Genomic DNA, 26,561 nt, shown 5'->3' on the forward strand with positions numbered 1-26,561 from the left:
GACGCACGGTGGAGGAAGGCGCACGCTGCGTGTTGCCTGTGCCTGAGCGCACCCTGCCAGGGTGACCAGTAGCACCAGTGCCACCAGGCCGATGCCGAATTGGACTAGCTCGAGAAAGACCATGGTGATGAGAAGCGTCAGGGCGATTAGGCGACCACCATTGCGATCCGTCATTGGTTCCCCCCATCAGTGGAGTCACTGACATCGGAGGTACCGGCGGGAGCGGACTGTCGTGCACGATGCCGCGCCAACGTGTCGGACAGTACCGGACCAACGAACCATCGTCTTCCGGCGGGGCCGACAGGATGGTGTCTTCATCTCGTTCGCGCTGATTGGCAAGCTGCTGACTCGCTGCCACATAGCGGTTGTACTCCTCGGTACGCGCGGCGAGAGTGCCGCGAGCCACCGTCAACTCGGTGCGGGTGGCATCAAGCGTGTCGAGGGCATCGGTCAGGCGCGAACACGTGTGCCGCCACAGTCCGAACAGCGCGGACATGACAGCCAGGCCTGCGGCGATCACGATGAGTTGGGTAGACATGGTCGGTTCCCCACGGATTTATGATTTTTGGTGCTGGTTGTTCTTGATTCGCTCCCAGCTCTTGGTGACGTGGCGCCCACAGTAGCGCGCCGAAATAGCGCCCATCAGGCCAACGTAGCCGGCGGAATCGAAGGCCGGCACCTGCAGGCCGGCGATGGTGAGATCGGCCAGGCTGTAACGCAGGATGCCGATCACTCCGACCAGCCATACCAGGGGCTTAAAGGCTGAACGCTGGCCATTGGTGGTAGTGATGGGGTTGGTCTCAGGCACGCAGAATCCCTCGCCGATAGCGGTGACCGTCGAAGGTCAAGAGGTCGCGTCGCCCAGGCGCCTGGCTTAGCCCGAGGTGCACCCAGGTGTTCTTCTCCTGGATGAGCTGATCGAACTCGAGCGCCATCGCGGTAATGGCACGACAGACATCCAACGGCTAACCGTAGCCAGGGCAGATGAAATCGGCAGCCAGCTCCATCCGGTGGGCGGAATGCGGTACACCGCCGACTGCTTGGTTCAGCGCTTCGCCGCGAAAGCCGCTGGTAATCTGGACGCTTACTCGACCGGGCCGCTATCCAGCTCGCTGAACACGACCTGAGCGTAGTCGCCGTGTTGCTGGTCCGTCTCCCACACCCCGGTACCCAGGCAGGCGCCAGATTCCGGCTTGGTGTTGCACTGGTTATAGGACCCCGCCTTGAAGTACATCCAGTCACCGGCGTAGCCGTGCGGATGATCGGCCTCGTCGACCTCACCGTCGGGACCGACGTTGTCGGCCAGGTTCTGCTCGAAGGTGCGGGTGGGGTGGCCGTCTGACGCGAAGGTCAGGTGCATGACGTCGTCCTTGACCTCGACCCGATAGCGGAAGCTCTCGCCCAGGGCGATGCCCGCCTCGCCCGGATCCTCGCTGCCGCTCCAGTCGTTGCCCCACACCGCGTGGCTGACATCGATGCGCTCGGGGTCATCCTTCTCGAGGTTGCGTTCATAGTTCCAGAACACCGAGCCGGTCTCGTGGTCGGGAAACTTCTTGTAGTAGATCTTCAGCGGTTCGTTGCCGTGGCCGAAGCCATTGTCCTGGGCCAGCACCGCTTCGTCCTTGCCGGCGTGGATCTGGCCGATGACCACCGAGTAGGCCGCTGCCCGGTCGGGCTTGTCGGTGCGCTCGGCGACGTGATCGACCCGCAGCGTGGCATCGAGGTAGCCGCCGATCTGGGCGTATCGGTCAGCCTCGGGGTGGGAGGCGAGGGCAAAGTTTTGCTCAGGTGCCTTGGGGCCGAAGGCGTCGTCGGCGCCGGCCAGCATCTGACGCAGTTCCGTGCGTGCATTGCTGGAATTGGGGGTGGTGAAGGCGCTATTGGGGGTCACGAAGACCAGATTATTGTTGTCGTTCAGATAGTAGTAGTCCGGATGTTGATAGGACTGAAGCTCGCCGACCGATATCTCGTCGACGTCGTCGTCGCCGTCGGCGTCCATGGGCAGGGTTAACTTCCAGGTCGTCAGGTCGAAGACCTGCGCCGGTGGCGTATCCTCGGCGGCGGCCATGGAGGATATACCGAAGGAGGAGACGGCCAGGGCCGACAGCGCGACGATCAAGGGCTTGCGAAGGGGGTGGCGAGGGGACTGGTAAAGGGGCTGGCAAAGGGAATGGCGGTGGGAGAGAAAACGGCTGAGATGGTCGTGTTCGAGCACGGCGTTGTTCCTTGTTGTGCTGGGGTGGCATCAGCAAGGCTAGAATTGCGTTTCAATATTGTCAAAGATGATTCATTAAAAATAAAACGAGGTTTTGTTTGAATGGGTTCCATGCCTGATAAAAAAGGCCGCCCGGAAGGGCGGCAAGGCGGGGAACCTGTAGGGCCTATGCGTGGCAGTCGACAAGGGTGGCCTGGGGTGAGCCGATAAGCGGCCCGTCTTCCGACGTGGCGTGAAGGGCCGTTGGCACATCGACCTTGAAGCGGCCCACCAGCGAGGCCATGTCGCGAGCCCGCTTGTCGAGGGACTCGCTGGCGGTGGCAACGCGTTCGACCAGGCCGGTGTTGCGCTGGGTGACGTCCTCGAGTTGCGCCAGTGCCTGAGTGATCTGTTCGATACCCAGCGACTGCTCGGTCGCCGCGGTGGAAATCTCCGACACCAGGGTCGCCGTCTGCTGGGCATGCTCGGAGATGGTGACCAGCGCCTCGCTGGTGGAAGCCACCAGTCGCTCCCCCTTGTCGACCCGCTGCGTACTGGTGGTGATCAACCGGCGGATCAGGGTGGCTTCCTCTGCGCAGCGGCTGGCGAGTTTCTGCACCTCCGAGGCCACCACCGAAAACCCTCGTCCCTGGTCGCCGGCGCGTGCCGCCTCCACCGAAGCGTTCAGGGCCAGAATATTGGTCTGGAAGGCGATGTCGTCGATGGCCTCGACGATCCTGGTGACTTCCTGGTTGGCGTCGCGAATCTGTTCCATGGCCGTGTGGGTCTGGGCGGCGGTCTGGCTCAGGTCGTTGGCGCGGCAGGCGACTTCACGGGTCATTTCCTGCGCCTGGCGAGCGGAGTCCGAGGTCTGCTTCACGGTGGCGGTGATCTGCTCCATGCTGGAAGCGGTCTGGATCAGTGAGGCCGCCTGCTGCTCCGTTCTGCTCGCCAGGTCCTGGTTGCCCCTGGTGATTTCTCCACTGACCGCCTCGACGGCGCTGGCGCTCTTCTTCAGGTTGACCACCAGGCTGGCAATATTGCTCAGCGAGTCGTTGAAGGCGCGGTAAAGCTGCGATAGTTCGTCCTTGCCAGGGACCGCCAGTCGCTTGGTCAGATCATCCTTCTGCTCGCTGATGTCCATCAGGGCAATCTTTAGAGGACGCACCACGCTGCGGGCGGTGATGATCGAAAAGGCAAGGGTGACGAGCAGGACGGCAAGCATGACCAGGGCGTGCTTGAGCAGGTAGCTGAAGGACGCTTTCTGCAAGTCGTCAATACGTGCCAGAAGGTACTGCTCTGCCGACCGGGAGATCTGCTGAATGCCATCGATATACTCGGTCTGGGCCTCGAACCACTCCTGGTGATCGATACCGAAGCCGCCGCTTGAGGCCTTTTCGAGGACCACGCTGCGCATGGCATTCAAACGCTCGCCAAGTGCGCTGTCGGTCAGCGTCTTGAGCTCCTCCTGAACCCTCGGTGATGAAAGCTCGAAGAAGTTCTTCTTGTGCACATCGGACTTCACGATCAACGAAAGCAGCTTCCTGAACATTACTGGCGATATCGCGTCGGCGCTGAAAGATGCCGCCAGTACCGCCCGTTCTATGCCGGCCAGCTCCTTGATGTTCAAAAGGTCGTAATAGGCCGTCAGCTGACGGGCGACTTCTCCCTGATCGACGCCAAAGGTCAGCTTGGCGACGATATCGATCAGCGCCTCGTTGATGTTGGTATAAGCGTCCGTCGATGCTTCGGCAGAGATGTCGAGACCATCGACCTTGCGCCGTAGGTCATCCTTCTCCTCAAGCAGATGCTTCGCCAGATCGACCTGTGCTTCGATTCGAGGATCGTGACGGGAAAAATCGATGTCAGCGATGTAGCGGTCAAATGATTCGGCCTGGGTATTGGTCGCCTCACGTTGCACCGGTAGCTCTGTATGATAGTTGCGGCCCTGACTGCTGAGAAAGGCGGCCGTCATCCCCCGTTCGCGCTGAAGTTCGTGCACCAGATTGGCCGAATGACGCCCGAGAATCGCCACCTCTTGAAGATTGTCCATTCGGGTGACGACCGCCTGGCGTTCCAGCACCGTGGAGAGCGTCATCCAGAGGATGGAAAGCAGCGGCAAGAAAAGCACCAGGAAGAACTTTCTTCCCATGGTCAGGCGATCAAGGAGTGATGTCATTGGCAGAGGGCTCATGCTGGGAGGGGCCAACCGGCAGTCATGGCATGAGCGAAGTCATTTCCTGGCTTGCTCATCGCTCGGACTGCCTCCGATTAGCAGCGATGCCAGGGTTATCGACCCATGAAAGCGTCAAGTTGAGAGGAATATGCTAAAGCGCTTTGCACCAATGATCTGGGTCATGAGAGCAGCGGGTTCTCGGCCCTGATGCTCAGGTTCGACCGCGACTATTCGCTGGATGACGGAGGTTTCACGAGAATGGCCGCCTCGGAGGGCGGCCTGTCTTTTTGCCCGAACCTCAGAGCTCTAGTCCTGAAGGCGAGTCGGGGGGATGTCTTCGGTCAAGCAGGGTGGTCAGGGAGGGATGCGTTCGGATGGCGGGCATGGGTGCGATGGCTACGGCCGACGAGGGTCACGCCGATATACAGAGCCGACGACACCACGCAGCCGGTCAGCGGACCGATCAACCAGCCCACATCGGCGAACAGCATCATGTAGCCGCTGGTGAAGAAGCCGCCGAGCATGGCCGCCAGCGCCCCCCAGGCCGAGCCCTGCCAGAAGGTCGAGATGAACACCGGGCCGATCAGGCTGGCGAGCAGGGTGCCGGTGCCGAGGATGCCGAGCCAGGACAGCATGAAGGGCGGTGCGTAGAGCATCATCAGCAGCGCCAGCACCCCGAGCACCAGCACCGCGGCCCGGTTCAGGCCCAGGACACGCCGTGCCGAAGGCTGGCGTTCGGCAAAGATCGCCAGGCGCAGGTCATGGGAGACGCTGGAGGCCACGGTGTGCAAAAGGGAGTTGGCGGTGGACTTCATGGCGAAGATGATGAACAAGGTGATGACGCCCTGGATCGCCGGATGCATGAACTGCTCGAGATAGACCGGCATGGCGCTGTCGGGGTCCGCCAGTCCCGGCAGCGTGACCCTGACGTAGAGCCCGACCAGCGGAATCAGACTGAGCAGGCCGCCGAGCACCGCGACGTAGATACCGACCTTGTGCAGCTTGACCTCGGGCTTGAAGGCCAGGAAGCGGATCGCCATGAACGGCAGCACCGCCGCGAACAGAAAGGCGTAGGGCAGGACCAGGAAGACGTTGCCTCTGGAGGCGCCGTAGTGGGCCCCGTTGGTCGGGTTCAACAGCTCCGGGTCGATGGCGTTCAAGCCGCTTTCCCACTCGTTCACGTCAATGGTGGTCAGCATCTGGATGACGATGATGACCGCCGCCAGGGCCATGCCCCAGACCATGATGGTGTCGGTCCAGGCCACCGCGGCCAGCCCCCCGAGCATGGTGTAGAGGATGATCACCCCGACCATCAGCATGGCGCTCTGGTCGAGCTCGATGCCCAGCCAGCTGGCACCCAGAAGCCCCACCGCCTTGATCTGACTGGTCAGGAAGACCAGCAGCAGCACCACGGTGATGATCGCCGATACCGCCTGCAGCACTCGCCCCATGGCGCCGCCGCCGTGGGACTGGCCGATGTACTCGGGGATGGTGTTGCTGCCCATCTCGATCGCCTTGCGCTGCATGAAGCGGGCGAAGTAGAGCACCGCGATGACCATCGCCGGTGCAAAGAAGAAGTTGCCCAGCACCTCGATGGCACCAAACTGGTAGGTGACCCCGGGCGAGCCCATGAAGCCCCAGCCGCTGAATCCGGTGGCAACGATGGTACCGGCACCGACGAAGGCCCCCAGCGAGCGCCCGGCGACCAGGAAGCCGGCGGCGTCATCCTTGTGCATGCGCCGCGAGGACAGGTAGCCCAGATAGAGCATCAGGCCGAAGGTCATCAGCAGAAGCGCCCAATTGAACAGGGTAAAGGAGTCCATGTGCGTCACCTCGGTTGGCGGGCCTTGAGTTCTCGACGCAGGTAGGCTGCACCGGTGTGAATCAGCATGTAGAGCGTTAGAATGGCAAAGGTGGTCAATACCCAGGAGTTCATGAGGAAGCCTCTATTGTTTGTTGTTGGACGTCGACAATCGGCAGTCGTCGAGAGGTAGCGTCGATCTCCATCGACAGATTCAAGGTATTTTCTTGCCGCTGATGCGACCAATAAGAACGACAAATCGATGCATGATCTATGCCAATGAGGCCCCAGGTTGAAGACGATACCGAGTGAGTTATTGCGTACCTTCGTGACCATCAATGAGCTGGGAGGCTTTACCGCGGCAGGAGAGCGCCTGGGGCGTTCCCAGCCCGCCATCAGCCTGCAGATGAAGAAGCTCGAGAAGATGCTGGGTACTCGCCTGTTTCTGCGCGGAAGTCAGCTGGAAATGACCCAGGATGGTGACTATCTCTACCAGGAAGCCAGGGCCATGCTGGCGATCAATGATCGGCTGGTGGAGAAGCTTTGCGGAGGGGGCGTCAGTGGCAAGGTAAGGCTAGGTATTCCCAACGATTTCGAGCTGGCATTTGTGCCGCGAGTGCTGAGGAATCTGGCGCGGGTCTACCCCAATATCGAGGTCGAGGTCGACTGTGAAATCAGCAAGGTCATACTCCAGCGTTTTCACCGGCACCACTACGATATCGCCCTGGTGATGGAGCCGGAAAGGGTCGACGATGATCGCGATGCTCGGGATATCCGGGTAGATGACCTGGTCTGGGTGGTCGGCGACACGGCATTGCTGGAGGGTGAAGCGCCGCTGCCTCTGGTCACCTATCCCCTGGGGTGCCTGTACCGCTCGGCGGCGGAAGCGGCGTTGAGGGCCAGGGCGATGCCCTATCGGGTGAGCTACGCCAGTACCAGTCTGCTCGGAATCTTCACCGCGGTGGAGGAGGGCCTGGGCGTGACCGCCCTGGCGCGCAGCGTCAGCCCCGACCACTTGCACTGCGTGGATGGGGCGGACCGGCTGCCCGAGCTTGGACGCGTCACCTTCGGCCTGCACTACCAGACCGGCGAGCTGTCCGTGGCGGCGCACCACGTGCTGGACTACCTCAGGGCCGGGCTCGCCGACATGGGGGGCGAGCGGCCCCCCATGTCACGTCCCGGCCGGTGATCGCCGGATCGGTTCAACCCACGATGTTATGCGCCGGCCCGTAGGGGAAGCCGGTGATATTGTCGACACCGTCTTCCTTGACCACCAGGATGTCGTGCTCGCGGTAGCCACCGGCGCCGGGCTGGCCTTCGGGAATCATCAGCATGGGCTCCATCGACACCACCATGTTGGGCTCCAGTACGGTATCGATGTCCTCGCGCAGTTCAAGACCCGCCTCGCGGCCGTAGTAGTGGCTCAGGGTGCCGAAGGAGTGCCCGTAGCCAAAGGTGCGGTACTTGAGGACGTCGTGCCTGGCGAAGATCTCGTTGAGCTCGTGGGCGATGTCGCTGCAGCGGGCGCCGGGGCGAATCAGCTGCTGTCCGCGCTCATGGACCTCGCAGTTGATCTCCCACAGCCGCAGATGGGCATCGCTTGCGTGCTCGCAGAACAGGGTGCGCTCCAGCGCCGTGTAGTAGCCCGAGATCATCGGGAAGGTGTTCAGGCTCAGGATGTCGCCGGGACGCACGCGACGGCTGGTGACCGGATTGTGGGCGCCGTCGGTGTTGATGCCGGACTGGAACCACACCCAGGTGTCCATCAGCTCGCTCTGCGGGTAGGTCTTGGCGATCTCGCGCACCATGGCGCTCTGGCCGGCCAGCGCCACTTCGTACTCGGGCACCCCGGCGGCGATGGCGTCGCGTACCGCGACACCGCCCACGTCGGCGATACGCGCCCCCTGACGGATCAGCGCGATCTCTTCGGCGGACTTGATCATGCGCATCTGCATGGTGGGTACGCCGATGTCGACCAGCTCCACCTCGCCAAGGGCGCTTTCCAGCTTGTCGCGGTTGGCCAGGGTCAGATGGTCGAACTCCACCCCGATGCGTCGTTTGCCTTCGCATAGCCGCATGATGGCCTTGAAGAAGTTGTCCTTCTGCCAGTCGGTGTAGACGATGTTGTCGCCCAGACGGTTGCGCCGATACGGTTGGCCGCCGTCGATGTTGGCGGTGACGGTAGTAAAGCCTTCCTGGGTCACCACCAGTCCATAGTCGCGGCCAAAGCGACAATAGACGAAGTCACTGAAGTAATTGATGTTGTGATAGGAGGTCAGGACCACGGCATCGACCTGCTGCTTGGCCATGTGCTGGCGTAGACGGGCCAGGCGGCCCTGCATCTCGGCGTCGCTGAAGGTGGGGGTGACCTTTTCACCGTTGGGGATCTCGATCAGAGAGGGCAGTTGCATAGGGGCTCCTTGTAATTCTTGGCCGACAGGGCGGTGGTTCTCATCCTGCGCTGGCGCCAGCCTTGACGCTGACCACCACGCTGGATCGACTATCGCCGTGGAGCCGTCAACGGCGCCAATCACAACCGCAAATGCCCCCATTTGCGCCAGAAAAATGGTTCTTGAACAGTGCGCTAAAGGAGTGTCTGGAAGCGCTTGTGGTTGCCGCCCCAGGCCTGTCGAAGGGCCACCCTGGCCACTGTCCAATGGCTTTGCATAAATCAGGCTTATGCAAAGCATAAAATCTTGAAAATTGTCTAATACGCCTACCTGGCCGAGTCTCAAGTGACGCCTGTCTTGCCGTTAACAAAGCGGTGGCGGGCCCAGATCACAATCACAACGACTCAACGGGTACCCCCATGACCTCCAGGATGCTCCCCCTGCTGGCGCTTGGCGCCTTCGCCGGTCTTTCTACCTCGGCCCAGGCCCTCGACATCAAGCTAGGCCACGTGCTGGCCCCGACCCATAGCTGGCATATCGCCGCCGAAGGCTTCGCCGACGAGGTGCGCGAGGCCACCGAGGGTCGCGTCAACTTCCAGGTCTTCCCCAGCGGCCAGCTCGGCAACGAAAAGACCATGGTCGAAGGCATGCAGATCGGCAGCGTTCCCGCCGGGGTGATCGGCTGCGGCTCCTTCCAGCCGCTGGACGCCCGCTTCGGCATCGTCGAGCTGCCCTACTCCTGGGCGGACCGCCAGGACGCCTACGCCGCCTACGACGGTGAGCTGGGCGAGGCGCTGGAAGCCATCGCTTCCGACTACAACATGAAGATCCTGTCCTGGTGGGAGAACGGCTTTCGCCACGTCACCAACAACCAGGGCCCGGTCGAGACCCCCGAGGACCTGGCCGGCCTGAAGATCCGGGTAACCCCGGACAAGATGCGCCTGGATACCTTCACCGCGCTTGGCGCGAGTCCGGCTCCGCTGTCCTTCGGCGAGCTCTACTCGGCGCTGCAGCAGGGGGTGTTCGACGCCCAGGAAAACCCGCTGTCGATCATCCACTCCTCGTCCTTCTTCGAGGTCCAGGACTACGTCTCGCTGACTGGACACGTATGGGCACCGGCCTGCCTGACCGTCGCCAACAACGTCTGGCAGCGCCTGTCCGAGGACGACCAGGCGGTAGTCCAGCAGTTGGCCGACAACTGGCGTGACGAACAGCGCCGCATGACCCAGGAGGACGACTCGCGTCTGGTGGCCGAGCTCGAGGCCGAAGGCATGAGCGTCAATGAGGTCGATACCGCGCCGTTCAATGCCGCCGTCCAGGGCGTCTGGGCCGACTACGAAGACGTCTTTGGCAGCGACCTGATGGCGCTGGTGAAGCGCTATCGCGAAGGGCAGTGAGCGCGATGACCGTGCACGGCCTGCTGCATCCCGTGGCGCGCCTCGTCTCGCGCCTGTGCCTGGCGCTGGCCGGCATCGGCGCCGCCCTGCTGGCGGCGCTGGTGGCCTACTCGGTGTTCATGCGCTGGGTGGTGGGGGCACCGCCCCACTGGGCCGAAGAGCTGCCCCAGCTGGTGCTGGTGTGGACCGCGCTGCTGGCCGGCGTGGCCTGCACCTACAAGCGCAGCCACCTCAGCGCCGGACTGATGCCGCTGCTGGTGAGTTCCCCCGCCGTTCGCAGAGGGATCACCCGGGCCACCGACCTGCTGCTGCTGGTGATGCTGCTGTTGCTGGCCAAGGCCGGCTGGGACCTGGCCTGGCTGACCATGAGCCAGACCACCACGGCGCTGCAGCTGCCTGCGGGGCTGGTGTATCTGTCGGTGCCGGTGTGCTGCGCCGGCATGGCGCTGGCGCAGTGTGACCATCTGCTGGCGCGCCAGCCGCTGCCACAGGAGGGCGACGCATGACCCTTGGTGCCTTGACCCTGGTGGGCGTCTTCGCCCTGGCGATCCTGATCGACATTCCCATCGCCTTCGGCCTGATCCTGGCGGTGCTGTCCTATCTGCTGATGTTCGGCGCGGCGCCGATGATGGTCTCTGCCCAGCAGTTCGTGGCGGGCATGGAGAGCTTCACCCTGCTGGCCATTCCGCTGTTCGTGATGGCCGCCCAGTTGATGAATCACGCCGGACTGACCCAGCGTCTGGTGCGTCTGTGCATGGCGCTGGTGGGCGACATCCGCGGCGGCCTGGCGGTGGTCGCGGTGCTGGCCTGCATGATGTTCGGGGCGCTGTCAGGCTCCGGTGTTGCCGACGTCATCGCCATCGGCAGCATGCTGCTGCCGGCGATGCAGCGCAGCGGCTATCACCGGGGCTTCAGCAGCGCCCTGGTGGGCACCGCCAGCTCCATCGGCACGGTGATCCCGCCGAGCATCGTGATGATCGTCTACGGCACCACCTCCAACACCTCGGTGGGCAAGCTGTTCATGGGCGGCGTGATCCCCGGCCTGCTGCTGACCCTGGCGCTGGTGGGGGTGGCCATCTATGTGTCACGCCGCAACGGCTGGTCCGGCGGTACCCGGCCCGAGCCCGGCGAGCGCAAGCGTGCCTTTATCGCCGCCCTGCCGGCGCTGCTGGTGCCGGTGCTGATCATCGGCGGTATCCGCTTCGGCGTCTTCACCCCCACCGAAGCCGCCGCCTCGGCCATCGTCTATGCGCTGATCGTCGGCACCCTGGTCTATCGCAGCCTGAGCCTTCGGGACATCGTCGACAGCGTCATCGCCACCGCGGAGACCTCCGGCGCCATCCTGGTCATCATCGGTGCCGCCGGCATGTTCGCCTGGGGCCTGACCTACGAACAGGTGCCCCAGGCCATCGCCACACTGATCGGCGAGATCACCGACAGCCGCTACGGCGTACTGCTGCTGCTGACCATAGTGTTGCTGGTGCTCGGCTCCTTCATGGAAAGCATCGCCATCATCATCATCGTCACCCCCATCGTCATGCCGCTGCTGGTGCAGTACGGCATCGACCCGGTGCACTTCGGGGTGCTGCTGACGGTGAACCTGGCGATCGGCGCCAACACCCCGCCGCTGGGGGTCGACCTGATGGCCGCCTGCCGCATCGCAGGGATCAGCGTGATGGAGTCGTTGCGCTACCTGGGGCTGATGCTCGGGGCGATGGTCGCGGTACTGCTGCTGATCACCTTCGTGCCCGACATCGTGCTGTTCCTGCCGAACCTGATGGAGTGACCCATGGAGCCCCTGATTCCGACTCCTTCGTCCCTGGCCCAGTGTCGCAGCTGGCTGTTCGTGCCGGGGCATGACCCGGCACGCCTGGACCAGGCGCTGGATAGCGGCGCCGAGGCCATCATCGTCGACCTGGAGGAGTTCACCCCGGCCGCCGATCGCCGCCAGGCCTGCGACGACTTTGTCGCCTTCGCCGAGCGCTGCCGGCAGCGCCAGAGGCTCCCCATGGCGCGCATCAACCCGCTGACCCAGGGCGGCAAGGGCGAGCTGGCGGCGCTGATGCGGGCACGACCGGCGGCCATCTTCCTGCCCCAGGTCGAGTCCTCCATGGACATCGTGCTGCTGGCCCTGGCACTGGCCCGCGAAGAGCGTCGCGTCGGCCTCGAACAGGGCTGTACCGCGCTGATACCGACGCTGGAGAGCGCCGCCGGTGTGGGCGCCGCAGCGGAGATCCTCAAGGCAAGCCCAAGGGTGAGCGCGGCGCTTCTCGGCAGTGGCGATCTGTCGCGTGATCTGGGCATCGCCGCCGACGCCGCGCCAGACGAACGGGCTAGCGCCCTGGCGCCCTGGCGCCAGCGCTTCGTCGACGCCTGCGCCAAGGCCGAGTGTCTGGCCATCGACGGCCCCTGGCCTTACCGAGAGGGCTTCGAGCAAGACCTCGAGTGGGCCATGGCGCGGGGCTTTCGTGCCCGCTGCGTGGTGCTGCCCGAACAGATCGCCCCGCTGCACCGCGCCCTGACAGACGCCTGAACCGCCTTCACCACCAACAACGATATCGAGAACCCTGACATGAGCCTGCCAGCCTCCACGCTTTCGCCAACCACGTCCCTTGCGCGCCGTAATGGCGGCCAGATCCTGATGGACCAGCTGCGCGCCCACGGCGCCCGCCGGGTCTTCCTGGTGCCGGGGGAAAGCTATCTGCCCTGCATCGACGCCCTCAACGAGCATCGGGGCGCCATCGAGCCCATCGTCTGTCGTCAGGAAAGCGGCGCCGCCTACATGGCCGAGGCCTACGGCAAGCTGACCAACGAGCCGGGCATCTGCTTCGTGACCCGTGGCCCGGGGGCCACCAACGCCTCCATCGGGGTACATACCGCCTTTCAGGACTCGACCCCGATGATCCTGTTCATCGGCCAGGTAGGGAACGACTTCGTCGAGCGCGAGGCCTTCCAGGAGATCGACTACCGCCGCATGTTCGGCCCCATGGCCAAGTGGGTGGCCCAGATCGACGCCACCGATCGTATCCCCGAGTACATCGCCCGGGCCTATCGCGTCGCCACCAGCGGGCGTCCCGGTCCGGTGGTGCTGGCGTTGCCGGAAGACACCCTGTGGGGCGAAGCCGAGGTGGCCGACGCCCAGCCCATGGCCAAGCTGCATTCCCACCCCGGCGCGGCTCAGCTCGAGGCGCTCAAGGCGCGTCTGGCCGAGGCCGAGCGGCCCTTCCTGCTGATCGGTGGCAGCGGCTGGACGGCACAGGCTCAGGCCCAGATGGCGGCCTTCGCCGAACGTTTCGAGCTGCCGGTGGGGGTGGCCTGGCGCCGGCTCGAGTGCTTCGACCAGCGCGACCCGCGCTTTGTCGGCCACGTCGGCTTCGCCATGGACGACGCCCTGCGCGGGCGGCTTGAGCATAGCGATCTGCTGATCGCCGTCGGCACCCGCATGGGCGAGGCCACCAGTGAAGGCTACTCGTGGATCCAGTCGCCGACCCCGCGCCAGGCGCTGGTGCACGTCTACCCCGATCCCGAAGAGCTGGGCCGGGTCTATCATGCCGAGCTTGCCATCAACGCCGACGTGGTGGGCTTCGCCGCCGCGCTGGACGGACTGGCGCCGGACACCTCTCCGCGCTGGGCCGACCAGACCCGCGCCGCGCGCGCCGACTACCTGGCGACGCTTGAGCCCCAGCCGGCCCCGGGGCCGCTGAGTCTCGACAAGGTCGCCGCCAGCGTCGATCGTCGCCTGGATGGCCAGGGCTGCATCAGCGTGGGGGCCGGCAACTATGCGCTGTACGCCCACCGTTATGTGCGCTTCGCCGGGCTCGGCAGCTCGCTGGCGCCGACGGTGGGCTCCATGGGCTACGGCCTGCCGGCGGCGATCTCGTTCAAGCTCGAGCACCCCGACCGCCCGGCGGTGTGCTTCGCCGGCGACGGCTGCTTCCAGATGAACCTGCAGGAGCTGGGGGTGGCGCTGCAGTACGACGTCGGCCTGGTGATCCTTCTGTTCAACAACGGCATGTGGGGCACCATCCGTGCCCACCAGGAAAACGACTTCCCCGGCCGCGAGATCGCCCTGACCTTCACCAACCCGGCCTTCACCACCCTGGTCGAGTCCTACGGTGGCCTGGGCGAGATCGTCGAGCGTGACGAGGACTTCGACGCCGCCTTCGAGCGCGCCCTGGCCTTCGCCGAGCGCGAACGCCGTCCGGCGCTGATCGAACTGCGCTACGAGGCCGACGGCATCGCCCCGGGCAAGCGCCTGAGTGCCATCCGCGAGGCTGCCCTGGCGCGATAGCGCCATTGCATAAGCCGCGCTAGTGCCGATCTAAGAAGCAGCGGTAGCGCCTTGGTCCAGGCCCGTGTAGCGACGGATTAAAGCCTCAGAAGACTCGCTGAGCAGGGGGATCGACCCCGCGCGGGCTTGGTCAGGTGTGACCGCCAAGGTTCGATAGTTGGGCGCGTAAGCTTCTGATTTACCAAAAAACGCCTTGTCGAAATTGGCACCACAAGGGTGATTCGGTGTAGCGGGTGGTGGGCGCCGGCTGGCCCATGGGATCGCGGCGCTCGATCGGCTGGCCCTTGCCGCTTGTCGTTTTGAAGAGTCGATAACGGGTGTGTTGGTTGGTGGAGTCGTCATGAGATCAGTATATTCGTCATGTTGAATTCCACGCCTAATGTCGAAGAGCCCTTTAATTGTCCTCAGCCCAAATATCCTCATACCCTTTATCGTCAACGATGAATTTGCACCCGGGTGGTAATGACAGGTATTTCTCAACAATTGGGAAAAAATCTTTCATATGTCGCACATGAATGGGTTTAAAAAAATCAGCAGCGTTGCTGTACTCTCCAGCCCAAATATACCATCCTGAGTATCCATCTTCGGTGGGCTCCCTTACGCCGTAGATTGGCGATTTGTCAACAGTATCAATGGCTACCCCTGCGATAGCGTCTGGATCTGGAGGAGTGTCGGCAAAACGATGCCATTTTCTGTTTTTCGAAATTTCTTTGATTTCATATTTCATCGAATTGAAAACGAGTTTAAAGAAGGCGCGGATGTAGCCGCGAAATCGGTACTCTGGGGAGCTTAATTGTAAACTCCGAGTTCCTCAGCTTTAGCAATAAGCGCATCTTGCAAAGAGCCTTGTATTTCGTCTTTTTTATACTCAAGGGAAAAATCTCCATCAATATTTTTGGGGAAATGAGAACCATCAATTGTTCCAAATATCAAGGAGGATGTGTCCACCATCGCAAGTTTAATGAAATTGAAGATTGCTTGCCTTTCCTCAGTAGACATTTTATTGAGTGCTTGCCTTGCTCTAGAATATGGATCATTCTGATCTTTGTTGACAACTGAAGAGTTTGATAATCTACTTCGATAGCTTTCAAAAACATCTTCTAAAAGCTCAGAAAGAATAGATTCGACAACCTGGGTGTCTTTGTTCATTTATCCTCTCCATTATCGATTGCAGCGGCATCTTCGCATTTCATGGTACATCACTTTATTTTTGTCTATTAGCTCTTGCAATTGACTGTTAGGAGCCTCGGGGTAGACTCTTCTTAACTCTCGAATATCTCTGGCTAGTAGATCTCTTGGATTTTCGAAAACTTGTCCGGTCGTTGAGTTTATTTTGCTTCTAGATACAATGCCAACCCCCTCTTTCGACAAAGTGTGGCCTTCTTTAGGAACCAATATTGCGGGTGCCGTATTGGCATCATAGCCGGAAATCAGATCTCGCATTACCACTTTCTGACCAGCATGGTGGGCATCTAACCCTGTTCGCCCACCACGCACAGCACCTCTAAGGTCTTGGTAGCTCCCCACATCAAATACTTCCAACCCCAGCGGATCCACCCATCCTGTCGGATTGGGGGCGTACATGTACAGATTTTCGCCGCCGGCCAGGCCGATGGGGTCCTGGGTGGTGAAGCGTCCCGTCTCTGGATCATAGTACCGATGGCGGTTGTAGTGCAGCCCGGTTTCTTCATCCAGGTACTGGCCCTGGAAGCGCAGCGGATTGTCGGTGGTGCTGGGGTTGCCGTGGCCGTCACTGGCCTGGGTGAGCTTGCCCCAGGCGCGGTAGTGGCCGACCCAGGCGAGCTTGCCGTCGCATTCTGCCAGCTCCATCGGGGTGCCGAGGTGGTCGGTGTGGATGCTGTAGAGCGTCGGCTCGGTTGGCTGGTGTTCGGTGTAGAGCACCGCGCCGCTGCCGCTGCGGGTGTGGACGGCCTCGAAGCGGTTTTCGAGCTTGGCGGCGGGCACGAAGCTGTCGGGTTCGTGTCGTGCAGTGGGTGTAGTGGGCGATCAGATGGTGCTGGTACTGGGGGTATGAAGAAATGTGGGTGGAGCCGTGCAAATCTGCTCCCGCCGCTCGGGTCAGGTGCAAGTGTGCGCAGCAACTGACCAGGCTCAATGTTATGGCGATAGCGCTCACGGTTGTTTTCGCTTCATGAGGGAATTCCACACCCAATGATGGAGAGCAAAATTTATACGACAGCTGACCTCTCGATATCAACTGCGTCGACATCATCCTCTTCTAGGCGATTTTCAAACATCTCCCAACCCTGGTTTTTTACAAATTCGCACTCGCTAGTAGTTATTGGCACTAACCATATAAAAATAACTTCATTTCCTTCTATTAAGAATTCATTTGCAAAATCTGGAAGAACAAACGAAGGTGCGACATACAAAGAGGTAAATCTGTAGCCTTTGAAAAGTTCTCCTTTTGGTCCAATAATGTCTCCTCGAGAGAATGCATTTCCTTCAGAATCCATAATGTTGACAACATCTTCGAATATCGAAGGGATGTGAGAAAACTTGTATTCCTGAGGGATTAGTAGGAAAAGCTCGCATCTGATGTTTTTTTCAGAGTTTTTCAGCCTGTACGGGCGGCTGCTTAAACCAAGCGTAGAGTAAGCTACCACTCCGTCGAAGTATTCTGGGTGGCTCTTTACTACTTGAATGTCACGAGAAAGAGTGGAGATCCTCCACCCTTTCTCTATCTCGCCTAGACTTTTTTCGAAGTGATCTATGAAAGTGTTTTTTACTTCCTGTTTCCTTCTGACATATTGCATCTTGGGCATTTCAATATGACTCCTTCTTGATAGTTCTCTATGACTTGTGGCCTCGTTACATCGTCAGGAAAATCTCGATTTGACCATGGAGTTGGATCATGCTCTATATGCCAATCTCTAGGCCCTGTCTCTGGAGCTACATTTACCTCTACTCCACACTTTGGACATAAACGCCCGCCTGATGGCCCTTCGTTTGCGTTCTCCCTAGTGGCTCTAACCGTGCTTTTTCGCCACGATGTTCTGCTTGTAATTTGTCCTCGCTCATTAGTGCCTTTAGCCAACCCCAGCGGATCCACCCATCCTGTCGGATTGGGGGCGTACATGTACAGATTTTCGCCGCCGGCCAGGCCGATGGGGTCGTGGGTGGTGAAGCGTCCCGTCTCTGGATCATAGTACCGATGGCGGTTGTAGTGCAGCCCGGTTTCTTCATCCAGGTACTGGCCCTGGAAGCGCAGGGGGTTGTCGGTGGTGCTGGGATTGCCGTGGCCGTCACTGGCCTTGGTGAGCTTGCCCCAGGCGCGGTAGTGGCCGATCTAGGCATAGTGATCGATCAGGTGTTGCACTTGCTCATCGAGACCGCCGTGTTGCACCTGCTCATTGAGACTGCCACTTCGCTCCGTTAATTAAATGTCTTCTATGATATTCCTAAAAGCTCTCTGTATCTTTCTCTAATTTAGATATCAGACATGACATTGCCATAAGAGGCGGTGTTTTATCCTGAGAGTAAATGCTGCACGCGGACATGTTTTCAGGGTAGTTGAATTTCACATAAACGTCTTGAAGAGTAGCAAGCTTATCATCTTCTTTCATCTCAGATTGCTCTATTTCTAAGAGGTGGCAAAGCAACCATATCTTTTTCATGGCATCCTCTTTTTCATCTTTTATTGCGATATGGACTAGTTTGTCCAGCTCTTCATCCTCCAATATTCCTGGGGCGGACAAGTAGATTAACTCTGAGTCTTCTGACAGCCTATTTTTCTCAACAACAGCGCTTGCCAAGTACCCCAGTTCACATTTGTTTATCCATCGTCGCGAGTAACCGTAGGCAGCGACTCCAATGGTTAAAACGTCTAACTTAGAAAGCAGTTTTGTCAACATGTCTTATCTACTTGGCGTTTGATTAGGGAAACCCGTCACTGTACCTCCCGCAATAAACCTTCTATGTGTTACATTACCACGATCAACAATCCATTCAAAAACACCCTCTTTTCCATTTAAACTCCCCTCGACTTGTCTCAGCTCAGAAATTCTATCAACTGTACCCCCCGGTGCTTTCGTTTCTATGTCGAAGCGCTGAGCCCGAACAGAATAATTATCGACGATGTCTGGGAATGCATGCTCTTCATCTAATTTGTTGGCATTTCCTGTGCGAGGGCTGTTTAAAACCGAACCGGAAAGTTGGCAATTGCATTCTTTTCTGCTACTCAACCCCAGCGGATCCACCCATCCTGTCGGATTGGGGGCGTACATGTACAGATTTTCGCCGCCGGCCAGGCCGATGGGGTCTTGGGTGGTGAAGCGTCCCGTCTCTGGATCATAGTACCGATGGCGGTTGTAGTGCAGCCCGGTTTCGTCATCCAGGTACTGGCCCTGGAAGCGCAGGGGGTTGTCGGTGGTGCTGGGGTTGCCGTGGCCGTCACTGGCCTGGATGAGCTTGCCCCAGGCGCGGTAGTGGCCGACCCAGGCGAGCTTGCCGTCGCATTCTGCCAGCTCCATCGGGGTGCCGAGGTGGTCGGTGTGGATGCTGTAGAGGGTCGGCTCGGTTGGCTGGTGTTCGGTATAGAGCACCGCCCCGGTGCCGCTGCGGGTGTGGACGGCCTCGAAGCGGTTCTCGAGCTTGGCGGCGGGCACGAAGCTGTCGGGTTCGAACAGGTAGATCACCCGCCGTTCGGGGGTGAGGCCGGGGTACTCGAGCCGATGGCAACGTTGGGCGATGGGCAGCGAGTGAGGCCGCTCGGGGTTCTCGCGGGCCAGTTCGAGCCGTTCGGGGCGAAACAGCGGCGGCAGGCCACCGACAAAACGCTCTTCGCTTTGCAGCAGGTCACCGTCCCAGTTGAACACCGTCAGCTCACTGGGCTGGCCCTGGCGGTTCACCTCTTTCCACACCCGTCGGCCGAGGCCGTCGTAGGCGTAGCGGGCGCGCATGCGCGGCAGGGTGTCATCGCCCGCGGCGGGTGCATGGGGGTAGTGGCAGGCCTCGATCAGCCGGTGTTCGGGGTCGTACTGGTAGTGCCAGGTCTCACCGCCGGGGGCGATGCGTCGGGTCAGGTTGCCGCTGGCGTCGTAGTGGTAGTGGGTGCCGGCGTAGCGCTTGAGCAGGTTGCCCATGGCCGGCGACAGGCTGGCCGGTGCGCCTGGGTAATCGAGGCGAATGCGCTCCTCGGATCCGTGGTCGAGGTGATCGCGGGGGCGCTCGCGTCGCCAGCGGGTGGCGTCGGAGGGCGGGGTGTTGCTGCCGTTTTCGCTGGTTCGTTCTGGCGGCACGGGATCGACCAGATTGCCGGCCGGGTCGAAGGCGAACACCTCCTCAAGGCCGGGGGCGCTTGCCTGGCGCAGCCGGCCCAGCGGGTCGTAGCCGTAGCGGGTGGTGCCACGCAGGTTGTCGTCCACCTGGCTGAGCAGGCCGTTGGCGCTGTAGTGCCACTGGCGTCTGACGGTGGGGTGTCGGGGGCGGTCCTCGACGGATGCTTCGAGGGTGCGGATGTGCTGCTCGATCAGGCGTCCCTGCGGGTCGAAGCGTGATTCGACCTCGCGGCTGCCCTGGTGACGGCGCACCTCGCGATGCAGGTCGTCGCGCTCGAAGGCCATCAGCTCGCGCTGGTCCAGGGTCATGGCGTGGACATGGCCGGAGCCATAGCGCAGCCAGGCCAGGGTCTGACCGTCGGGCAGGGTGGTGGTCTCGCGGTTACCCAAGGCGTCGTGGGTGTGGCGGGTGACGCTGGAGTAGTCACCGCCGTTGGGCAGCTGATGACGCTGCACCTCGGCGATCAGGTTGTCGGCGGTGTCGAAGTGAAAGCGCGTCTCGCTGTGGCGGCTGGCCGCGCGGGTCAAGCGTCCCAGCGGGTCGTAGCCGTAGCGGGTGGTCAGCGCGGGCTGGCCCGGTCGCTGGCTCTCGCGCTCCAGCACCCGGCCCATGGCGTCGCGGGTGAAGGTGGTGATCAGCTCACCTTCGCGACGCTCGATCAGGGCACCGCCATCGTCGTAGCGGTAGTGGCGGGTGCGCCCGTCGAAGCCGGTGTCCTCGATCAGTCGTCCACCGCCGTCATAGCGGAACTGCCAGCGGTCGCCGTTCTGGTTGGTCAGCGCCGAGAGCCGCAGCAGGCGGTCGTAGTGGTAGGCGAAACGCTGGCCCATGGGGTCGCGGCGCTCGATCGGCTGGCCCTTGCCATTGTAGCGATAGCGGGTGCGCTGCCCGGTGGGATCGAGATACTGGGTCAGCCGGCCTTCGCCGTCGTGGGAGAAGTGCTCGATGGCGCCGTCGGGGTGCTCGACGCTCAACAGCAGGCCGGTGGCGTCACGGGTGTAATGGGTGCGATGCCCGGCGGCGTCACGGCGCTCGATCAGCCAGCCGCGATGGTCGTAGCGAAACTGGGTGGTCTTGCGTGAGCAGTCGCTGGCACTGATCAGCCGGCCCTGGTCGTTCCAGCGATACTGGTAGGTGTTGCCGGCGGCGTCGGTCATCGCCGTGGGCAGGCCGCGCGCGTTGTGACGGAAGGTGGTGACACGCCCGCTCGGGGCGATCTCTTGCAGCGGCAGGCCGCGTTCATCGAAGCGCAGCGAGCGTTCGCGGCCGTCAGGCTCGGTGACGCGCACCGGCAGGCCCTTGTCGTCGTAGTCGATGCGGGTGCTCAGGCCCTGGGGATCGACCGTCTCGATCAGCCGGCCCTGGTCGTCATAGCGATAGTGGGTGGTGCGTCCCTCACCGTCGATATGGCGGATCAGCCGGCCGTGCTCGTCCCAGCGCCAGTGCTCGCTGCCCAGTGCTGGCTGGAAGGGGTGAGTGATCGACTCGATCTGGTTGTGATCGTTGTAGCGGTAGAAGGTCACCACGCCGTCGGCGTCGGTGACGCGGGTGTACCACAGGCCGCGATGGTACTCGAAGCGGGTGTCCTCGCTGCCGTCTTCCTGGCGGTTGCGTACGCAGCGCGCGTCGTGAGCGGCGGGCAGGGCGCCCTCGGCCTTGCCCGGCCAGTCCCACTCGAGCTCCACCGCCAGGCCGCTGAGGTGGGTGTAGCGAGTGACCAGATGGTGCTGGTAGCGGTACTCGCGGGTGTAGCCGCGCATATCACGACTTTCGATCAGATCACCGTCGGCGCTGTGCTGGTAGCGGACCAGCACCTCGGGCTCGTGCGCCTCGGCGGCTTCGTCATTGTGTTTGGTGACGTCCGCACCGGGATAGTGGCGCACCACCTTGGCCAGCAACCCCGCGCTGCTGTAGTGAAAGCGCAGCAGCAGGGCGGCGCCGTCGGTCAGCCGGTCCAGTCGGCCCTGGCGATAGCTCAGGTGCAGGGCGCGGCCGTCGCGCTCGCGCTGCTCGACCAGGCGGAAGTGGACGCGCTCGCCCCGCCCGGACTTGCCGATGCGGCGGTAGAGCTCCTGACTGCCGTCGAGGTAGTGAAGCCGGTAGTGCTCGCTGTCGGGGTGTTCCAGGGTCACGCTTTCACGCGGCAGGAAGCGGCTGCCGCCGACCTCGAGGGGGGCGATAGGCAGGGCGCGGTTCAGGCTGTCGATAAAGGTCAACTGCTCGCCCAGGGCCTCGAAGCGGGTATGGAACGGGCTGCTCCAGCGGGCGCCCAGCTCGCTGTCATCGAGTTCGTCGATGCTGGAGCGGTAGTAGCGGGTCCATTCGACGTCGATCAGTCCCGGTACGCTGAAGTCGGTGTGCCACAGGTTCTCGTCACCCATCACATAGTCCACGGGGTTGGGACTGGTGGGGGTGGGGCGATGCAGCGAGCACACGCAGCCGGCCGGAGTGGCGCTTGGCTCGGCTTCGTGGCGGGTGGTCTGGCGATTGTCTGCCGACAGGTAGTGGACCGTACGTTGCCCGGTGACGGCGGTGCCCTGGTGATTGATGCCCCCACGTTGCGACGACCGGCGGCGAGTCGCCTGGGCCAGGTCGCGTATCATTGGCAACAGGCGCTCGAACCCGGCGTTGACCATGGACCTGGCCATCCCGCCGAGCTGGCCGAGAAAGGCGATGAGGCGCTGACGGTCGTCACCAAAGGCCTCGAGCAGGCGGTCAAAGGCAATGAATACGACACGCTTGCCTTTCTCGAGAAGGTTCCACCACTCGGGGTTCTCGTCGATCAGTTTGAGCTGTGTGGCGGCATCGACCGGGTTGTTGATGAACTCGGCGAGTTTGCCGACGATGGTGTCAATTTCGCGCAACAGCTTCGGTTTCTGTTCCTCGAGCTTGGAGTCGAGTTCTGCCAGAAAATCCATCGCCGCACCGCCGGCCATGTTGAGCAGGATATCTGCGGCGATGTCGACGCCTTCACCGCGGGCAAACGCCTGTATGCCTTCGCGGGTACCCACGCGGATAGGGCGGGAGGCGTTGCCAAAGGCGGGCACCAGACCGATGGCGTCGATCACCAGCACCGCCCAGAGCCAGACGTTCTGGTAGTTCGGCGTGCCGTCTGCGTCGTTGCCATCGAGGTCAACCACGTCGCGGGCGACGTCGCCGATGGCCATGACGTTACCGACCACCGGCAGCATGTAGGCGGCCTGGACGACCACGTTGAGTACCGTGACGGAACCTTCCTCCACGTCCATCATGATCACGGCTTCCGGGGTCTCGCCTTCGCTGTAGGGCTCGGCGGTGATCACCCGGCGATGGTTGAGCTGTTCCCTCAGGGGGATAAGGCCGCCCCCGTGCTCATCGGCGGTGAATTCGGTCGGCACGGCCGGGCGCTGGCCGGTGTCTGCGATGGCCTCGGTGGGGAAGGGCCGATGCCCGGGGATCATGCCGTCATCCATCCTCAGTGCCCTCCCGTCACGTTTGGCTGGTCGCCAGGTACCGATGGCAGCTCATGAGATGGGGATGAAGGAACGAGGGTAGATGGCACGGTGGATCCTCCCTGAACGACGCCGTGGTCCGACTCTGGAGGATCCTACTGGCGAGGCGAGGCCGGGACAGCAGGAAGAAGGTGCTTTCAGAGGGGGCTTACGCCAGAAACATCCATGTCGTCCAAGATGTGCCGCAAAATGTCGAGTTCAGGCGTTATCGACGCGGGGCGGGCAGGGCGCGTTCTGGTGCAAACGCGAAACGACCCAGGAGACACCTGTGCAAAGAGTCTTGCTGGTGAATGGGGAGGACCGGCGACGTCGGTGTATCCGGCTCAGCTCCGATCCTCGTTCGTCAGGGCGTATCGTCGAAAGCGAGGGGCGCCTGGGCGGCGTCGGCCACGTCGATACCGGTGGTCAGGCGGTGCTCCATGGGCACCTTGGCCATGCAGGTGAGGAAGAACTCGATGAAGGTTGTCTCCGCCACGCTGGCGCGGCCTTCGTGGTGCCACATCAGGTGCAGGTCGATGTCGGCCACGCCGTCGTAGGGCGGCAGCGGCCACAGCTCGCCGTCCGCCACCTGCCGAGCCACCAGGTGCTCCGGCAGGCAGCCGATGCCCCAGCCGGCCATGACCATGCGCTGGATCTCCTGCAGACGACTGGACTGCCCCACCACCGGGCCCTTGAGGCCGTGCTGGGCGCGGAACACCGCCAGCGGCGACAGCACCCCGTCGAGCTGCTCGCTGCCGAAGGACACGTAGGCCTCCTGCTTGAGTTCTTCCATGGGCAGGCTGTCGCGGCCGAACAGGCGATGGCTGCGCCCGCAGTACAGCCGATAGCGCTGGCGCGCCAGCACCTGACTGTCGAGGTTGTCCGGGCAACTCTGGGCCAGACAGATACCCAGCGCGCTCTGGCGTTGTGACAGGGCGTGCTGCACCTCCTGACTCGACATGTCCTCGATCTCGAAGGTGATCTGCGGATAGCGGTGATGGAAGGCCGCCAGCACGCTGTCGAGAAAGCGACACTGGATACCGGTGATAAAGGCCAGCGAGACGTGGCCGGCCACCTCCGGGTCCGACTCCCCCACCGAGGCCGCCAGGCGTGCCACATTGGCGTAGATATCCACCGCCTCGCGGTACACCAGCTGACCCGCCTGGGTCACCCGAAAGCGATGGCTGTCGCGCTCGATCAGCTTCTGGCCCAGCCGTTCTTCCAGCCGTTTCAGCGACAGGCTCACCGCCGGCTGAGACAGGTACAGGCGCACCGCCGCCTTGCTCACGCTCTCTTCCTGCACGATGACGATAAAGGTCCGCAGCAGGTTCCAGTCCAGGGTGTCGTGAATCGGCCGCATCACCGGCTCCTTTCATTTCTGTCAGCAAGAGGCGCTCGTGCGGACGATCTGTCCTCGCCGAAGGCGCCCTGATGTTGGCCTGTGTATGGTTGGCCAAGCTGTTGTCAGAGAATACACCGTCGGCCGTTGCCGGGCATGGGTTACCTCCTGCCAGCTTCGGCCTGGTCGAGGGTAACCGGCCAGGCGAGTCGATCCCTTCTTGCTGGAAAGAGCTGTTCTTCTGCTGAAAGGTGGCCGATAGGGTGTCGAAATTGTCGCCTGTGGCAATAACGACGATGGAGCTTGGCGGGCGCCTATACGAAAGAGGGTGTTTTATATAGGTCGTTGTATTATATGGTTTATCAGGCGTTATTGGAGTTTTGTCTCATCATGTTTGGCGTAAAATACTTCGAGGTAATAGCCCTTTAATACGAGATTTTTCACAAGATAGTGCTCTTTATTTTTCTGGTTTTTATATTTTCATTTTGTTGTATAAATTCCGTAAATTCTACATATTAAAAATCGAAAAACTCGATCGGTGCCTTTCCATTGACCCCGGTGTGTCGGCCTGACTAGATTGAAGTGGTATCGAAGATCCTTCTGCCGGACGCATCCCGCCTCGGCCACGGATGATAACAACCATAAACGCGAGGAAGACCATGAATCGCTCCCTGTCCCGACTCTCCCGCTCCATCCTGACCGTGTCCGCGCTGTCGCTGTCTGCCCTGTCACTGTCGGTGCTGTCACCCGATGCCCAGGCCACCGATCTGCGCATGCTGTCGAGCTACGACCTGACCTCGGCCTACACCCGCGAAGTCGCCCAGCGCTACATCGACAAGGTCCAGGGCGCCAGCGACGGCGAGGTCTCCATCAGCCTCAATGGCCCCGACGTGGTGCCGCCGTTCGAACAGCTGCAGCCGGTCTCGGTGGGGGTGTTCGATCTGCTCTACACCCACGGCGCCTACCACACCAACACCACCGGTGTCGGCGCGGCCATGGATGGGGTCTTCGTCGATCCTGCCAAGACCCGCGAGTCTGGCCTTTGGGACTTCATCGACAACCACTACAACGAGCTGGGCCTGAAGCTTCTGGCGATTCCGCCGCTCGGCTCCAGCGGTTTCCAGTACGTGCTCAAGGAGCCCATCGAAGGCTCGCCGGGCCTCGAGGGACGTCGTCTGCGCGGCAGCCCCACCTACACCAACGTGACCCAGGGCCTGGGTGGCACGCCGGTGCTGATGTCCAGCGGCGACGTCTACTCCTCGTTGGATCGTAACGTCATCGACGGCGCCGCCTGGGGCCTCAACGGCGTCGAGGATCTTGGCTGGCACGAGGTGGCGGGCTACTTCTCCAAGCCCACCTTCGGCCAGACCTACACCTACCTGCTGATGAACCTCGACACCTTCAATGGCCTCAGCGAGCAGGAGCAGTCGGTGCTGCTGGCCCAGGGCGAGGCGCTGGAAAGCGAGATCGCCGGGGTGCTCGACGAACTGGCGGTCGAGGAATGGGCGCGCCTGCGGGAGCTCGGCATGCACGAAACCGAGTTCGCCCCGGAAGACGCCGAGCGTCTCGACGAACTGGTGACCGAAGGCATCTGGCAGCTCGGCCTCGACAAGTCGCCGGAGGCGGTGGCCAAGATGCGCGAGATCGCCGAAAGCAACGACATGACCCCCTGATCGGATCGCTCCCATGCTGGCTACCCTTGCCCGTTGGCACGATGGCCTCACGCGATTCGGCTTCTACCTCGGCGGTGCCACCCTGTGTGGCATCGTCGTGTGTTTCTGGATCGAAGTGGTGGCCCGCTACTTCTTCAACGCCCCGACCCTGTGGTCGAGCTCCATCGTCGCCTACTGCCTGTGCCTGTCGGCCAGCCTGGCCATGCCGGAACTCGCCCGTACCCGTGGGCACATCGCCATCAGCGTGCTGCAGGACAGCCTGCCCGCCGCCCGTCGACAGGGCTTCGAGCGCTTCACCTCGCTGCTGACCGCGGCGGTGTGCGCGCTGGCGGCCTGGATGCTGATCAGCGAGAGCCTTCGCCAGTTGGCCAGCGGCACCACCACCGCCATGGGGCTCGATATCCCCAAGGTGTGGGTGTCGAGCTTTATCGGCTACGGCTTTTCCAATACCGCGCTGCACTTTCTGCGGCGCGCGCTGCTGCCCGCCACCGTCGAGTGGCCCAGCGACAGTCCACGGCAGGAGGCGTAG

The 26,561-nt window shown here is 62.0% G+C and carries 22 protein-coding genes and 1 pseudogene; 8 read left to right on the forward strand and 15 right to left on the reverse strand.

All coding sequences use genetic code 11. The features are described from left to right. Positions 1 to 556: 556 nt before the first annotated feature. The 6 genes from EBB56_RS13430 to EBB56_RS13450 all read right to left on the reverse strand — a co-directional run bounded on the left by EBB56_RS13430 (position 557) and on the right by EBB56_RS13450 (position 6,193). Positions 557 to 808, reverse strand: coding sequence for a hypothetical protein (locus EBB56_RS13430; RefSeq protein ID WP_124804572.1), 252 nt, complete (start codon positions 806 to 808; stop codon positions 557 to 559). Then, entirely contained in the window at positions 801 to 962 is a 162-nt protein-coding gene (locus EBB56_RS22035; RefSeq protein ID WP_221621181.1) for a hypothetical protein, read from the reverse strand. Before EBB56_RS22035 ends, EBB56_RS13430 begins: the two co-directional genes overlap by 8 nt. Positions 963 to 965: 3 nt before the next feature. Further along, entirely contained in the window at positions 966 to 1,076 is a 111-nt protein-coding gene (locus EBB56_RS22395; RefSeq protein WP_221621192.1) for a D-Ala-D-Ala carboxypeptidase family metallohydrolase, read from the reverse strand. Between the two features lie 8 nt (positions 1,077 to 1,084). After that, positions 1,085 to 2,215, reverse strand: a complete 1,131-nt coding sequence (locus EBB56_RS13440; protein WP_221621182.1) for a polysaccharide lyase family 7 protein — start codon at positions 2,213 to 2,215, stop codon at positions 1,085 to 1,087. Positions 2,216 to 2,381: 166 nt separating this feature from the next. After that, entirely contained in the window at positions 2,382 to 4,373 is a 1,992-nt protein-coding gene (locus EBB56_RS13445; RefSeq protein WP_185696438.1) for a methyl-accepting chemotaxis protein, read from the reverse strand. A gap of 338 nt (positions 4,374 to 4,711) precedes the next feature. Then, positions 4,712 to 6,193 carry a sodium:solute symporter gene (locus tag EBB56_RS13450; RefSeq protein WP_124804574.1) on the reverse strand — a complete coding sequence of 494 codons (1,482 nt, stop codon included), beginning with the start codon at positions 6,191 to 6,193 and terminating at the stop codon, positions 4,712 to 4,714. A gap of 270 nt (positions 6,194 to 6,463) precedes the next feature. Between EBB56_RS13450 and EBB56_RS13455 the strand changes: the two genes are divergently transcribed. After that, on the forward strand, positions 6,464 to 7,360 hold the full coding sequence (locus EBB56_RS13455) for a LysR family transcriptional regulator (RefSeq protein ID WP_124804575.1): 897 nt from the start codon (positions 6,464 to 6,466) through the stop codon (positions 7,358 to 7,360). 13 nt (positions 7,361 to 7,373) lie between these two features. Here EBB56_RS13455 and EBB56_RS13460 read toward each other — a convergent pair whose 3' ends face one another. Beyond that, entirely contained in the window at positions 7,374 to 8,582 is a 1,209-nt protein-coding gene (locus tag EBB56_RS13460; RefSeq protein ID WP_124804576.1) for a M24 family metallopeptidase, read from the reverse strand. Between the two features lie 398 nt (positions 8,583 to 8,980). On the opposite strand from EBB56_RS13460, the gene EBB56_RS13465 reads away from it, so the two are divergent. Genes EBB56_RS13465 through EBB56_RS13485 form a run of 5 tightly spaced genes read left to right on the forward strand, consistent with a single transcriptional unit; the run spans position 8,981 to position 14,249 of the window. Beyond that, a complete protein-coding gene (locus tag EBB56_RS13465; RefSeq protein WP_124804577.1) occupies positions 8,981 to 9,958 on the forward strand; it encodes a DctP family TRAP transporter solute-binding subunit in 978 nt (325 codons plus the stop codon). 5 nt (positions 9,959 to 9,963) lie between these two features. Continuing rightward, entirely contained in the window at positions 9,964 to 10,464 is a 501-nt protein-coding gene (locus EBB56_RS13470) for a TRAP transporter small permease (RefSeq protein ID WP_231498587.1), read from the forward strand. Continuing rightward, positions 10,461 to 11,744 carry a TRAP transporter large permease gene (locus EBB56_RS13475; RefSeq protein WP_124804578.1) on the forward strand — a complete coding sequence of 428 codons (1,284 nt, stop codon included), beginning with the start codon at positions 10,461 to 10,463 and terminating at the stop codon, positions 11,742 to 11,744. The genes EBB56_RS13470 and EBB56_RS13475 overlap by 4 nt, the downstream gene beginning before the upstream one ends. Before the next feature lie 3 nt (positions 11,745 to 11,747). Further along, positions 11,748 to 12,491, forward strand: coding sequence for a CoA ester lyase (locus tag EBB56_RS13480; RefSeq protein WP_124804579.1), 744 nt, complete (start codon positions 11,748 to 11,750; stop codon positions 12,489 to 12,491). A gap of 39 nt (positions 12,492 to 12,530) precedes the next feature. Next, complete coding sequence (locus tag EBB56_RS13485) at positions 12,531 to 14,249, forward strand: thiamine pyrophosphate-binding protein (protein WP_124804580.1); 1,719 nt, start codon at positions 12,531 to 12,533, stop codon at positions 14,247 to 14,249. A 394-nt stretch (positions 14,250 to 14,643) separates the two neighbouring features. On the opposite strand, the gene EBB56_RS13490 is transcribed toward EBB56_RS13485, so the two are convergent. The 8 genes and pseudogenes from EBB56_RS13490 to EBB56_RS13530 form a co-directional block, all read right to left on the reverse strand. Continuing rightward, a complete protein-coding gene (locus EBB56_RS13490; RefSeq protein WP_124804581.1) occupies positions 14,644 to 14,976 on the reverse strand; it encodes a hypothetical protein in 333 nt (110 codons plus the stop codon). Between the two features lie 62 nt (positions 14,977 to 15,038). Beyond that, positions 15,039 to 15,398 carry a hypothetical protein gene (locus EBB56_RS13495; RefSeq protein ID WP_124804582.1) on the reverse strand — a complete coding sequence of 120 codons (360 nt, stop codon included), beginning with the start codon at positions 15,396 to 15,398 and terminating at the stop codon, positions 15,039 to 15,041. Between the two features lie 12 nt (positions 15,399 to 15,410). Beyond that, positions 15,411 to 16,214, reverse strand: a complete 804-nt coding sequence (locus tag EBB56_RS13500) for an RHS repeat-associated core domain-containing protein (protein ID WP_260425363.1) — start codon at positions 16,212 to 16,214, stop codon at positions 15,411 to 15,413. A 224-nt stretch (positions 16,215 to 16,438) separates the two neighbouring features. Then, complete coding sequence (locus EBB56_RS13505) at positions 16,439 to 17,035, reverse strand: suppressor of fused domain protein (protein ID WP_124804583.1); 597 nt, start codon at positions 17,033 to 17,035, stop codon at positions 16,439 to 16,441. Next, positions 16,996 to 17,559, reverse strand: coding sequence for an RHS repeat-associated core domain-containing protein (locus EBB56_RS22210; RefSeq protein WP_260425369.1), 564 nt, complete (start codon positions 17,557 to 17,559; stop codon positions 16,996 to 16,998). Before EBB56_RS22210 ends, EBB56_RS13505 begins: the two co-directional genes overlap by 40 nt. Before the next feature lie 112 nt (positions 17,560 to 17,671). After that, positions 17,672 to 18,124, reverse strand: a complete 453-nt coding sequence (locus EBB56_RS13520) for a DUF2247 family protein (RefSeq protein WP_124804585.1) — start codon at positions 18,122 to 18,124, stop codon at positions 17,672 to 17,674. Between the two features lie 387 nt (positions 18,125 to 18,511). Further along, a pseudogene (locus EBB56_RS13525) lies at positions 18,512 to 23,002 on the reverse strand (RHS repeat-associated core domain-containing protein); the annotation flags it as partial. Positions 23,003 to 23,384: 382 nt separating this feature from the next. Next, positions 23,385 to 24,380: a LysR family transcriptional regulator gene (locus EBB56_RS13530; protein ID WP_124804587.1), complete on the reverse strand. Its 996-nt coding sequence runs from the start codon at positions 24,378 to 24,380 to the stop codon at positions 23,385 to 23,387. Positions 24,381 to 25,018: 638 nt separating this feature from the next. Here EBB56_RS13530 and dctP point away from each other — a divergent pair. Both dctP and EBB56_RS13540 read left to right on the forward strand, forming a co-directional pair. Then, a complete protein-coding gene (dctP, locus tag EBB56_RS13535; RefSeq protein ID WP_185696439.1) occupies positions 25,019 to 26,032 on the forward strand; it encodes a TRAP transporter substrate-binding protein DctP in 1,014 nt (337 codons plus the stop codon). 13 nt (positions 26,033 to 26,045) lie between these two features. Continuing rightward, positions 26,046 to 26,561: a TRAP transporter small permease gene (locus tag EBB56_RS13540; protein ID WP_045992344.1), complete on the forward strand. Its 516-nt coding sequence runs from the start codon at positions 26,046 to 26,048 to the stop codon at positions 26,559 to 26,561.

This window comes from Halomonas sp. YLB-10 (assembly GCF_003856855.1).
GTDB lineage: Bacteria > Pseudomonadota > Gammaproteobacteria > Pseudomonadales > Halomonadaceae > Halomonas > Halomonas litopenaei.